Genomic DNA, 12,055 nt, shown 5'->3' with positions numbered 1-12,055 from the left:
TAGAAGACTTTAGTGTATTAGGACTAGGAGAAACTAAGCAAGAAGCTTTAAGAAATTATAGAGAAGCTTTATCTTCAAAAGGTAATAATATAAAAATAGAAAGTGATACAAGTAGTGAAAAAATAGAAGGAACAGTTGTAAGAATAAGTCCTGATGTTAAGTCAGGAAATACATTCTACTACATGACAATAAGTGCAAATGAAAGCATAATATTTAATGCTACTTCAAAATTATCTACAGAATTGCCTCTAACAGTTGTAGGAGATAAGGTTAAAATATCTTACCAAAAAGGGGAAAAAGGATTTGTAGATATAGTAGAATTTGATAACCTAAATTTAGGAGAGATAAAGGCTACTAATCCACAAGAACAATTAAAGGAAGATAAAAAAGAACAACCTAAAAAAACTGTAGAAAACACAAATCAATAATTAAATAAAAGCAAAAGAAGCAATGTATATTATTATATTGCTTCTTTTTTTATGAATTTAAAAGAAATTATGTAAAATATGTAAATTTTATTATCCTAAATTAATATAATAGTATTACAACTTGGTAATTTAAATAACTTCAAGGAGATTAGACATAATGATGGGGATAGAAAGAGACATATTAATATTAATCAGTAGGGTTAGATGTATGACGGAAACTCAGGTTGGCAAAATTTTTGGGACAAGAAAACGATATTCAAGAAAAACGTTTAAAAAAACCTTAAGAAAAATGTGCAATGAATATACTTTAAAAAAGTATCCATGTAATATAAATTACTCGGGATATAAAGATAATTCTTATGTATATTACTTAAATGGAAGTAGAATGTATAAGGGTAAGGAACTAGTAAAAGCTATTGTAGGGTCAGAAATTGCTATTAGAATCAATTTAGGGGGATATGAATTAAAAAGATTTTATAGAAATGTATCTGTTGGAGATTCAAAATATGATTTATTTATAGAATATATAGATAACTACAATGATCCCAAACAAGTACTAATAGATATAAAATTAGATGAAAATGTTAGACTATGTAAATATGACAATATAGAAAATAAAATAAAAAATTCTACAATTCCATTTTATGAAACACCTAAAATATTAGTAGTAACAGCAGAAAATATAGAAAATTTACAAAAAAATCGATTGAACTGTGACATAGATTTTCTAGACTTAAATTTTAATAAATTATTTAGATATATATAGCCTATTTAATTAAATAGGTTTTTTTTTGATAAATTGTAAATTATAATAGTAACCTTAAAAAATATAAAATAAAAGAGGTGAACGTATGGGTGAAACGAACACTGCTGCAGTCATTGCAAATGAATTAGCAGTAATAATGGCGTCAATTGCAACGCTAGGAGTTGTAGGAGGATGGATAGCTGAAAAATTAAAATTACCAGATGTTGTAGTATTTTTAGTTTTTGGAGTCGCTTTTGGTCCTACGTTTTTTAATATAATAAATATAGAGGATTATCCAATAGTAAATGAAACAATATTAACCTTTGGATCTGCATTTATACTTTATGAAGGTGGAAAAGAAATAAAGCTAAAAGTATTAAATGAAGTAAAAGTAAGTGTTGGTTTGTTAGCTTCATTAGGAGTATTTTTAACAACTGTAATAATTGGTTTTATAACTTATTATGTATTTAAATTACCTATAGGCCCTAGTTTACTTTTAGGAGCAACAATATCCTCAACAGATCCAGCAGCACTTATACCAGTATTTAATAAAATATCTATAAAAAATAGATTAAAACAAACAGTAATAAGTGAATCTGCTTTTAATGATGCTTTTGGAGCAATATTATTTACAGCAATACTTACGGCAGTAACAATGACAGAAAAAGTAGGATTATTATCAACGACTTTGCAACTAGTACTTATGATAGTGATAGGTTTATTAGTAGGAATGGGGATTTCTTTAATAGGTATAGGATTATCATCTGATAAAAGATATGGTATTTTACATGGATATGCACCCATTATATCTATAGTAATAGTTGTTTTTGCTTATGAAATATCAAAACGCTTTGGTGGTAGTGGGTACATGTCAGTATTTATTGCAGGGCTTACATATGGTAACAAAAAAAGATTTAAATTATGGGTACCAGATGAAGATTATATAGCAGGAGTACATTTTAGAGAAAACATAGCTACTATTGCAAGAATGGCTATATTTATAGTACTTGGAACACATTTAAATATTGATTCATTAATAAAACATGGAGTAGGTTCAATAATTGTAGTACTAGTTCTCATGTTTATAGCAAGACCTATAGTTGTATTAGTATGTACTTCATTTGATAGAAAAGCTAAGTGGAGTAAAAATGAAAAACTGTTTATGATGTGGGTTAGGGAAACCGGAGTAATACCAGCGGCATTGTCAGGAATTATAGTTTCTGCAAAAGTACCTGGATATGAAATTATCTCATCTACTGTATTTATGACTATAATAACAACACTTTTAGTACAAGCAAGTACAACAAATATGGTAGCAAAAAAATTAGATGTGTTAGAAAAATAAATAATAAAAATAAATTGATTTTTAAAGCTTTAGTGTGTACAATAAGTATTAAACACAGAATTGACTGAAAATTAAGAAAATAAAAAAAGGGGGATTTTTTATGAGTAGTTATGTATATTATCAAGGGCAAGTAGTTGATGAAAAAGAAGTAAGTATAAGTATAAGATGTAAGGCTTTTAATTATGGATTAGGTTGTTTTGAAGGAATTAGAGCTTACTGGGATGATGAAGAAAAAGAGCTTTATGTATTTAGGATGAGAGAACATTATGAAAGATTATTAAACTCTTGTAAATCACTTTATATAAATATTCCTTATACAGTGGATGAATTATGTGAAGCAACAATTGAACTTTTAAAAAAGAATAATTTTAAAACAACAGTTTACATAAGACCAGTTGCATTTAAAGGTTCACAAGCTCTATATCCAAGTTTATATGATGATGACAATAGAATATTGATATACTGTCAACCACTAGGAAAACTAGTAGAAAAAGATGATTTTAAAGTTAAAGTTACATCGTGGAGAAGAATAGAAGATAATGCTATACCAGCAAGAACAAAGCCAACAGGAGGATATTTAAACTCAGCACTTGCATCTTTAGAAGTTCTTCAAGATGGATATGATGAAGCTATATTTTTAACAGAAGCGGGAAATGTATGTGAAGGACCTGGAGAAAATATATTTGTTTACAAAAACTCTAAATTATTAACTCCTCCAGCTAATGACAATATACTTGAAGGTATAACTAGAGATACTGTAATAAAACTTGCTAGAGATATGGGTATAGAAGTTGAAGAAAGAAGTATAGCAAGAAGTGAACTTTATAGTGCTGATGAGTTATTTTTCTGTGGAACAGCTATGGAAGTTGCTCCGATATCTTATGTTGATAAAAGAAAAATAGGAGATGGAGAGTTTAAAGTTTGTAAGGCTATTAAAAAAGCATTCTTTGGCTTAGCTACAGGCAAAAACGATAAATATTCAGAGTTTTGTACTCCTGTTTATGAAAAGGTTGAGGTTTAAATAATAAAAAGCGAACTCTAAACTAAATTTGAGTTCGTTTTTATTATAAAAGATTATTTTACATAACAAGAATAATTATTAAATTAAGAGTAGCAGCTTACTAAGTTATAAATATATCAGAGATAAATTAATCTAAAATGTTTACATAATTTAATTAAAATAAACTTAAATAAATTTATTTTTACAAAGATATTGTTTAAGAAGGCTATTTGTATTTTGATTGATTGCAACGAATTTTATTTTTATTTAAATTAGGTATTGCGTTGATTATACAATCCGAGTATAATACAAATAATAAATGTCAACAATATAAAATGGTTTTAAAAAAACTAAAAATAATGTTTTGAAATCATATTAATTGAATATAAAGAGCCTAGGGTAGAGGCGCTGTAATTATTAGTACTTATCAGAAGCTGGCAAGTTATGATAGATAAGAAAAGGAATTATGGCCGAAGAAAGTTAATTGGCAAATAAACTTTCTGGTTTTGCATAGAATATGTGTAAGACTGTCACTTATTATAAGTGGTGAGCTACAAGGTTTACTTTGAATAAGAATTTTACGTCCAAAGTATACCTTTGGGCGTTTTTTGTATACAAATAATCAAACAATATACTAGGAGGATAAATTTATGAAGCTTCATGGAACTATGTCAGTAAAGGAACAAACATTACATATAGGAGGAGTAAGTTGTTTAGAACTTAGTGAAAAATACTCAACACCTCTTTATGTATTTGATGAAGAATTAGTTAGAAATAATTGTAGAGAATATGTAAAATACTTTAAAGTTAACGAATATAAAAATAAAGTAGCTTATGCAGGGAAAGCTTTCTTACCAATGTATATGTGTAAGCTTATAGAAGAAGAAAATTTATATCTTGATGTAGTTTCAGGAGGAGAATTATACACAGCACATAAAGCTGATTTTCCAATGGAAAAAATACTATTTCATGGTAACAATAAAACGGTAGAAGAAATAGAGATGGGAATAGAATGGGGTGTTGGCATATTTGTAGTTGACAATTTTTATGAACTTGATTTAATAGAAAAAATTTGTGAAAAAAATCAAAAAACACAAAATATTTACTTTAGAATAACACCAGGAATAGAAGCTCATACACATGACTATATAAAAACAGGCCAAATAGATTCTAAATTTGGTTTTGCTTTAGTAAATGGTGATTTATATGAAGCAATAGAAAAATTAAAGGATTATAAAAATATAAAATTAGTAGGTATTCATGCTCATATAGGTTCTCAAATATTTGATGTTGACCCATATATAGATACGGTAGATATAATGATGAACCTAGTAAAGGAAATAAAAGATAAATATAATATAGAAATAAAAGAAGTAGACTTAGGAGGCGGAATTGGAGTTTACTATACTAAAAATGATGAGCCTAAAACTATAAAAGAGTTTTGTGAATCTATAATTAAAAGAGCTGAAATTATTTGTAAATCAATAGGTATAAAAATACCAACATTAATAATAGAACCAGGCAGATCGATAGTAGCGAATGCAGGAAGTACATTATATACTATAGGATCTATAAAAGATATAAAGGATGTTAGAACTTATGTAAGTGTAGATGGTGGAATGACTGATAACATAAGACCATCACTATATCAAGCAGGATATGAATGTGCAATTATAAATAAAATAGGACAAGATAAAGTAAATCAAGTAACAGTAGCTGGAAAATGTTGCGAAAGTGGAGATATATTAATAACAGACACTAATATTATGGAAATTGAAAGTGGAGATGTAATAATTACAACATCTACAGGTGCATATGGGTATTCAATGGCTTCTAATTATAATAAATTACAAAAACCAGCTGTTGTATCTGTAATAAATGGAGAATCAAAATTGATATGTAAAAGACAAAGCTATAAAGATTTATTAGCATTAGAAATAAACGAATAGAGCTTTAAATTTACATTAATGAAAGGGAGTGTCTCAAAATGATTTTAATCATTAAGAGATGCTTCCTTTTTTATATACCAACCTATAAGTTTGAAATAGTTCACCAACACGTTGCTCAAGCAACGGACATGTTTATCAAGGTTGTTGTTGACATGAAGTAATTCGCCGACATGTCGCTCAAGCGAAGCGAATTTTTTATTGAATTGTAGTTATTTTTATATATTTTCTTGATAGAATAATAATAAAATATTTACAGAAAATATTATAAAAATGAACAAAAATATTTAAATAGACGCTAAATTTGATATTTCTCTCTAAATAAACTATAATTGTGATAAAGTTAATAATAGATAATAAGGAGGAATTTAATGAAGTTAAGAATAATTTTAATAATATCATTATTATCAATAATTCTAAGTGGATGTTCTTCTACAGAAGAAAATAATTTAGTTGAAGATGGAAAGATGGCTTTAGAAAAACATGATTATGAAAAAGCTAAAGAAATTTTATCAGAGGCACTAGAAGTAGATAGTACAGATGAACATGCAAGAGCAATGTATATGCAAGCTATGAGAATGGAAAATTCACTTGAATATGAAAAACAAGAAAATTATAAGAAAGCTATTAATGAACTTGAGTTTATAGAAGAGATAAAAAACGGATCAGCAACTATAAAAAGTGAAGCATCACAAAAGAAAAAAGAGCTTGTTAAGTTAAATGAAGAATATGAAAAAAAACAAGCACAAAGAAAAGAAAATGCAAAGATTGTATCTAGTAAAGATAGATATAGAATTGAGAAACAAGCTCTAAAAGCTCAGCAAGAAGAATTAGCAAAACAAGAAGAAGAAAAGAAAAAACAAGAAGAAGAGTTAGCAAAACAAGAAGAGGAAAAGAAAAAACAAGATACTAATTTATCAGAAGATAGCAATCAAAACAAAGAAGTTCCACCAGCAAAACCTTCACTTCCTCAAGTACCACAAGAACAAGTTAGTTAAAAATAAAGAAGCTATAGAAATATGCAAATAAGCATAAATTCTATAGCTTTTTTATTTTGAATCTTTTATATAAAGTCTTTTTTCAACATATTTATCAATGCAAGATTTTATAACAGCAGCTACAGGAACAGATAAGAAGACTCCAATAAGTCCAAACAAAGATCCTCCAATTAACACTGCAGATATTATCCAAAGAGGACTAAGTCCAACTTGGTCACCCATAACTTTAGGACCTATAACATTTCCATCAATTTGTTGAAGAATAAATATAAAAATAATTACCCAAAGTCCTTTAATAGGTCCATGAACAAGCGCCATAGCAACAGTAGGTATAGCTCCTAGAAATGGTCCAAAGTAAGGGATAATATTTGTTAAAAAAATTATAAATGATAAAAACAAAACATTATTCATTTTTAAAATAAACTTAAGAACTATAAATGCAATGACACCTATTATTGCAGAATCTAAAATTCTTCCTATAATATAATGATAAAATATATCATGACACATTATAAAAAAATTAATAATATTATCACTTTTCTTTTTGGTAGTAGCTGCATAAAGTATTTTCTTACAAGCTAAAGCTATTTTTTCTTTATCATTTAACATGTAAATTGATAAAATTATACCCATAATAACATTAAATAACAACGAAGTTACGTTAAATATATGGAATATAATATCAGAAGAAGTTTTAGAAAATAAATCAATAAATTCTTTTAATATTACATTTAAATTATCTTTAACATGAGGAACAATCACATCTAATACATCACTTTGATAAAAATACTTATTTAAAAATTGCTCTAACATAGTTACGTAATGAGGTATCTCATTTATTAAAGTATCTAAAGTGTTAATAATAGAGGGTATAAAAAGTTTACCACCTATTATTATTAAAATAAAAATTATTATATAAGATATGAGGATGTTTAAAAGTCTATATAATTTAAATCTTTTTTCAAAAAACATCATCATAGGATTGACTAAAAGTGCAAATAAGATTGCCAACAAAAAAGGACTTAAAAAGTTTACTAATCCTCCTATATCAGAAAGAAGTTTATTAGGAGAATCCACTACTTTATAAATTATGATTGTAATAAAAGCTATAAATATATAAAATTTTATATTTTCCTTTGAAAGCATAACATTCTCCTTAATTAATATACTAAATATGTGATAATAAATTATATTAAAAGTAACACTAATAAATTATATTCAAAGATAAACAATATAATTAAAAAATTAAATGTTTTGTTTTTGATATATATGTAGTATGGTATAATAATGAAATAAAAATAAGTAAATGACAAAAATAAATACAAAATTATAAAAGAAGGTGCAATATGAGAATTAACAAGTATATAGCTTCTTGTGGAATAGCTTCAAGGAGAAAAGCAGAAGAAATAATATTACAAAAAAGAGTTAAGGTTAATGGTAAAGTTGTTGAAGAATTATCATTTAACATAGATGAAAATAATGATACTGTAGAAATAGATGGAGTTCAAATAGGATTAGATGAAAAGGAAGTTTATATAGTCTTAAATAAGCCAGAAGGATATATAACAACAGTAAAAGACCAATTTGATAGACCAAGTGTACTTGATTTAGTAGGTGATATAAAAGAAAGAATTTATCCAATAGGAAGACTAGATTATGAAACTAGTGGATTATTAATACTTACTAATGACGGAGATTTAACATACAAATTAACTCATCCAAAGCATGAGGTTGATAAAACTTATATGGCAATAGTTAAAGGTATCCCAACTATAGATGAAATGAAAAAGTTTGAAGAGGGACTTTATATAGAAGATTATAAAACTGCTCCTGCTAAAATAAGAATAGTGAAAAAAGATGAAGAAAAGAATTATGCAATATGTGAAATAAAAATCCATGAAGGTAGAAATAGGCAAGTAAGAAAAATGTGTAGGGCTATAGAACACCCCGTATTAAGACTAAGAAGGGTAGCTATGGGAAAAATTACTTTAAAAGAAACTAAAGTAGGGGAATATAGACATTTAACTAAAGAAGAAGTTGAGTATTTAAAAGGATTAAGATAGAGGTGCAATATGATAAAAGCTAAATATTTAACAAAAATTACAGATATAAATAAATTATATTTAGAACAAATAATAAATGAAGGCGATATTGTAGTAGATGCTACAATGGGAAATGGATATGATACGAAATATCTAGCAGAGAAAGTTGGAGAAAGTGGCTTTGTATATAGCTTTGATATACAAGAAGAAGCTATTAAATCAACAAGAAAAAAGCTAGAAAAAGAAAACCTTCAAGAAAGAGTAAAACTAATACTTGATGGTCATGAAAATATTGACAACTACATTGAAAAAAAAATTTCATGTGTTGTGTTTAATTTGGGATATTTACCAAGAGCGCAGCATATGATTATAACAAAACCAAATACAACAATAAAGGCTATAGAGCATAGCTTAAAGCTATTAAAACCTCATGGTGTAGTAAGTATTTCTATCTACACAGGACACCCAGGTGGACTTGATGAAAAAAATAGTGTATATGATTTTGTTAAAAATCTAGATCAAAGGGAGTTTAATGTGTTGGAATGTGGATTTGTAAACCAAGTAAATAATCCCCCACAACTAGTTTTGATAGAGAAAAAGAAAGAATATTAAACCATGCTTTAAGCATGGTTTTTTTATTTGAAAAATTTAGAACATAAATTTTATAGGTTATGGAGGGAATTTATGAAAAAAACATTAGTTATAGAAAGTTCATGGTGTAAAAGCTGTGGTATTTGTGTCGAGTATTGCCCAGTGAAAATATTAGATTTAGGGGAAGAAGGAGTTTACATAAAAGATGAAGAAAAATGTATAGTATGTGGTCAATGCGAACAAAGATGTCCAGATTATGCAATATATTTAGAAAAAAATGAATAGAGTTAAGGAGAAGTTGTTATGGATGAAAGAATAAAGTTATTACAAGGAAATGAAGCTTGTGTGCAAGGAGCTATTTATGCTGGTATGCGTTTTTTTGCAGGATATCCTATAACACCATCTACAGAAATAGCAGAATTATCTTCTTTAATACTTCCTAAGATAAATGGTAAATTTATACAAATGGAGGATGAAATAGCTTCGATTGCAGCAACTATTGGAGGATCTTTAGCAGGATACAAATCTATGACTGCAACAAGTGGACCCGGTTTTTCTCTAAAACAAGAATGTATAGGATATGCATCTTTAGTTGAATCACCTTGTGTAATTGTAAATGTACAAAGATGTGGTCCAAGCACTGGACTACCTACAAGCCCATCACAAGGAGATTTAATGCAAGCAAAATGGGGAACACATGGAGATCATCCAATGATTGTATTATCGCCATCTACTGTAGAAGAAACTTTTGAATTAACAGTAAAAGCATTTAATTTTGCAGAAAAATATAGAACACCAGTAATACTTTTATTAGATGAAGTAGTAGGTCATTTAAGAGAAAAAATGAGAATACCTAAAGCAGGAGAATTAGAAGTTATTAATAGAAAAAAACCAACATGTAGCAAAGAGGAATATAAAGCTTATGAATATTGCTCTGATTTTGTTCCACCAATGGCAAGTATAGGTGAAGGATATAGATATAATGTAACAGGTCTTATGCATGATGAAACAGGATTTCCAACTAACAGCACATCAGAAACCGATAAACTAATGAATCGATTATTCAAAAAGATAGAATCAAACCTAGATGATATACTAATTTATGAAAATTATGAAACAGAAGATGCAGATATTTTATTTGTATCATTTGGAAGTATGTGCCGCTCTTGTAAAGATGCAATAAAAGTTTTAAGGCAAAAAAACATAAAAGCTGGACTATTTAGTATAAAAACAGTATGGCCATTCCCAGAGGAAAAATTAAAAGAAATAAGTAAGAATGTAAATAAAGTAGTTGTTGTAGAAATGAATAAAGGTCAAATGATATTAGAGGTACAGAGAGTTTTAGGAAAAGATATAGATATAATTGGAATAAATAAAATAAATGGCGAAGTTATAACCCCAACTGAAATAATAGATACTATTGTTGTAACTCCAACTGAAATAATAGATACTGTTAAGGAGGGATATTAAAAATGCCTAGTGAAGTGATAAAAAATAATTTAAGAACAAATAGACTTCCTCACATATGGTGCCCAGGTTGTGGACACGGAATATTAATGAGAGCTATAACTGTGGCTATAGAGGATTTGAAACTTGATAAAAATAAGGTATGTATTGTATCAGGTATAGGATGTTCATCAAGAGCAGCTGGATATATGGATTTTAATACTATACATACAACTCATGGAAGAGCGTTAGCTTTTGCAACAGGAATAAAGCTTGCAAATCCAGACCTTCATGTAATTGTAATAAGTGGAGATGGGGACTTAACAGCCATAGGAGGGAACCACTTTATACATGCATGTAGAAGAAATATAGATATTACTACTATAGTTTTTAACAATAACATATACGGTATGACAGGGGGACAATACTCACCAACAACACCAAATGGAGATCTTGCAACTACTGCTCCTTTTGGAAATATAGATAAACCATTTGACATATGTGAATTAGCATGTGGATCAGGAGCAACATTCGTTGCTAGAGGTACAGTATATCATGTACCAAGTACTATTGGGTACATAAAAAAAGGACTAATGCATAAAGGATTTTCAGTAGTGGAGGGACTTAGCATATGTCCAACATATTATGGAAGAAAAAATAAAAAAGGGTCAGCTGTAACATTAATGAATGAATTAAAAGATAAAAGTATTAATATAAGCAAGAAAGAGACTCTTGATGAAAAAGAACTTGAAGATAAGATATGTATAGGAATATTCAAAGATATAATAACACCTGAATATACAGATGGATATAAAAAAGTATTAGAGCAGTTTAATAAATAAATAGTTTAAGGAGATAAAAAACTATGAAGATAGAAGTAAGACTTAGTGGTTCAGGAGGTCAAGGTCTAATACTAGCAGGAATAATACTAGCAGAAGGTGCTATAAGTTCGAAATTAAATGCTGTTCAAACACAATCATATGGTCCTGAAGCTAGAGGTGGTGCTAGTAAAGCTGAAGTGATAATAAGTGATAGTGCTATAAATTTCCCTAAAATTTCAAAACCTAATATATTACTTTCTTTAACACAAAAATCTTTAAATGAGTACTTAAAAGATATAGATAAAAGTGGTATAATAATAGCAGATAGTTCAATAGGAGTAGAATGTACAGAAAATTCAAATATTTACAAACTTCCTATAATAGATGCCTCAAAAGAAGTCATGGGAAGTAAAGTAGGTGCAAACATGGTAGCATTGGGGGTAATTAGTCAAATAATAGAAGATGTAGATATAGAAAATATAAAAAAGTCAATAATAAAAAGAGTTCCAAAAGGAACAGAAGAACTAAATATAGCAGCATTTGAAAAAGGAATTGAACTTTTCAGTAAGAATATTGATGTAAATTACTAATATTGATGTAAATTACTAAAGGAGAAAGTTATGGACGATACGAAAGATTTAAAAGATAGTAAAAAACTAATATTAGATATCCAAGCCCAATACCCAAGATTTA

Annotated in this window: 12 protein-coding genes, 1 pseudogene and 1 riboswitch; of the genes and pseudogenes, 12 read left to right on the top strand and 1 reads right to left on the bottom strand. The window is 27.9% G+C overall.

Annotation, left to right across the window (positions count from 1 at the left end; translation table 11 throughout):
• The 6 genes and pseudogenes from VLM92_RS14360 to VLM92_RS14335 form a co-directional block, all read left to right on the top strand.
• A pseudogene (locus tag VLM92_RS14360) lies at positions 1–428 on the top strand (hypothetical protein); the annotation flags it as partial.
• A gap of 157 nt (positions 429–585) precedes the next feature.
• Complete coding sequence (locus VLM92_RS14355; RefSeq protein ID WP_325277011.1) at positions 586–1,194, top strand: hypothetical protein; 609 nt, start codon at positions 586–588, stop codon at positions 1,192–1,194.
• An 85-nt stretch (positions 1,195–1,279) separates the two neighbouring features.
• Positions 1,280–2,518 (top strand): cation:proton antiporter, encoded by a 1,239-nt coding sequence (locus VLM92_RS14350; protein WP_325277010.1) that lies wholly within the window; start codon positions 1,280–1,282, stop codon positions 2,516–2,518.
• A 100-nt stretch (positions 2,519–2,618) separates the two neighbouring features.
• A complete protein-coding gene (locus VLM92_RS14345; RefSeq protein WP_325277009.1) occupies positions 2,619–3,539 on the top strand; it encodes a branched-chain amino acid transaminase in 921 nt (306 codons plus the stop codon).
• Between the two features lie 371 nt (positions 3,540–3,910).
• A riboswitch (Lysine riboswitch) is annotated at positions 3,911–4,080 on the top strand.
• An 88-nt stretch (positions 4,081–4,168) separates the two neighbouring features.
• Positions 4,169–5,467, top strand: a complete 1,299-nt coding sequence (lysA, locus tag VLM92_RS14340; protein WP_325277008.1) for a diaminopimelate decarboxylase — start codon at positions 4,169–4,171, stop codon at positions 5,465–5,467.
• Positions 5,468–5,835: 368 nt separating this feature from the next.
• Complete coding sequence (locus tag VLM92_RS14335; protein ID WP_325277007.1) at positions 5,836–6,462, top strand: hypothetical protein; 627 nt, start codon at positions 5,836–5,838, stop codon at positions 6,460–6,462.
• 51 nt (positions 6,463–6,513) lie between these two features.
• Here VLM92_RS14335 and VLM92_RS14330 read toward each other — a convergent pair whose 3' ends face one another.
• Positions 6,514–7,608, bottom strand: coding sequence for an AI-2E family transporter (locus VLM92_RS14330; RefSeq protein WP_325277006.1), 1,095 nt, complete (start codon positions 7,606–7,608; stop codon positions 6,514–6,516).
• A gap of 200 nt (positions 7,609–7,808) precedes the next feature.
• Here VLM92_RS14330 and VLM92_RS14325 point away from each other — a divergent pair, with 200 nt between their 5' ends.
• From VLM92_RS14325 to VLM92_RS14300, 6 genes are all read left to right on the top strand, one after another.
• Positions 7,809–8,525 carry a pseudouridine synthase gene (locus VLM92_RS14325; RefSeq protein WP_325277005.1) on the top strand — a complete coding sequence of 239 codons (717 nt, stop codon included), beginning with the start codon at positions 7,809–7,811 and terminating at the stop codon, positions 8,523–8,525.
• Positions 8,526–8,534: 9 nt separating this feature from the next.
• On the top strand, positions 8,535–9,116 hold the full coding sequence (locus tag VLM92_RS14320; RefSeq protein WP_325277004.1) for a class I SAM-dependent methyltransferase: 582 nt from the start codon (positions 8,535–8,537) through the stop codon (positions 9,114–9,116).
• Between the two features lie 72 nt (positions 9,117–9,188).
• Positions 9,189–9,380: an indolepyruvate ferredoxin oxidoreductase subunit alpha gene (locus VLM92_RS14315; RefSeq protein ID WP_325277003.1), complete on the top strand. Its 192-nt coding sequence runs from the start codon at positions 9,189–9,191 to the stop codon at positions 9,378–9,380.
• Positions 9,381–9,398: 18 nt separating this feature from the next.
• Positions 9,399–10,565: a 2-oxoacid:acceptor oxidoreductase subunit alpha gene (locus VLM92_RS14310; RefSeq protein WP_325277002.1), complete on the top strand. Its 1,167-nt coding sequence runs from the start codon at positions 9,399–9,401 to the stop codon at positions 10,563–10,565.
• Between the two features lie 2 nt (positions 10,566–10,567).
• The gene (locus tag VLM92_RS14305; protein ID WP_325277001.1) at positions 10,568–11,383 is read left to right on the top strand and encodes a 2-oxoacid:ferredoxin oxidoreductase subunit beta; all 816 of its coding nucleotides are present in this window, start codon (positions 10,568–10,570) and stop codon (positions 11,381–11,383) included.
• A 23-nt stretch (positions 11,384–11,406) separates the two neighbouring features.
• Positions 11,407–11,952 carry a 2-oxoacid:acceptor oxidoreductase family protein gene (locus VLM92_RS14300; RefSeq protein WP_325277000.1) on the top strand — a complete coding sequence of 182 codons (546 nt, stop codon included), beginning with the start codon at positions 11,407–11,409 and terminating at the stop codon, positions 11,950–11,952.
• Positions 11,953–12,055 lie beyond the last annotated feature (103 nt).

The organism is Romboutsia sp., assembly GCF_035470145.1.
Taxonomy (GTDB): domain Bacteria; phylum Bacillota; class Clostridia; order Peptostreptococcales; family Peptostreptococcaceae; genus Romboutsia_D.
The sequence above is the reverse complement of the archived record's forward strand: the minus strand, read 5'-3'. Positions and strand labels throughout refer to the sequence as shown.

Excerpts from the sequence above, each read along its gene's own strand:
- VLM92_RS14355 (WP_325277011.1), top strand. The coding sequence starts at position 586 with ATGATGGGGATAGAAAGAGACATATTAATATTAATCAGTAGGGTTAGA.
- VLM92_RS14350 (WP_325277010.1), top strand. The coding sequence starts at position 1,280 with ATGGGTGAAACGAACACTGCTGCAGTCATTGCAAATGAATTAGCAGTA.
- VLM92_RS14345 (WP_325277009.1), top strand. The coding sequence starts at position 2,619 with ATGAGTAGTTATGTATATTATCAAGGGCAAGTAGTTGATGAAAAAGAA.
- lysA (WP_325277008.1), top strand. The coding sequence starts at position 4,169 with ATGAAGCTTCATGGAACTATGTCAGTAAAGGAACAAACATTACATATA.
- VLM92_RS14335 (WP_325277007.1), top strand. The coding sequence starts at position 5,836 with ATGAAGTTAAGAATAATTTTAATAATATCATTATTATCAATAATTCTA.
- VLM92_RS14330 (WP_325277006.1), bottom strand. The coding sequence starts at position 7,608 with ATGCTTTCAAAGGAAAATATAAAATTTTATATATTTATAGCTTTTATT.
- VLM92_RS14325 (WP_325277005.1), top strand. The coding sequence starts at position 7,809 with ATGAGAATTAACAAGTATATAGCTTCTTGTGGAATAGCTTCAAGGAGA.
- VLM92_RS14320 (WP_325277004.1), top strand. The coding sequence starts at position 8,535 with ATGATAAAAGCTAAATATTTAACAAAAATTACAGATATAAATAAATTA.
- VLM92_RS14315 (WP_325277003.1), top strand. The coding sequence starts at position 9,189 with ATGAAAAAAACATTAGTTATAGAAAGTTCATGGTGTAAAAGCTGTGGT.
- VLM92_RS14310 (WP_325277002.1), top strand. The coding sequence starts at position 9,399 with ATGGATGAAAGAATAAAGTTATTACAAGGAAATGAAGCTTGTGTGCAA.
- VLM92_RS14305 (WP_325277001.1), top strand. The coding sequence starts at position 10,568 with ATGCCTAGTGAAGTGATAAAAAATAATTTAAGAACAAATAGACTTCCT.
- VLM92_RS14300 (WP_325277000.1), top strand. The coding sequence starts at position 11,407 with ATGAAGATAGAAGTAAGACTTAGTGGTTCAGGAGGTCAAGGTCTAATA.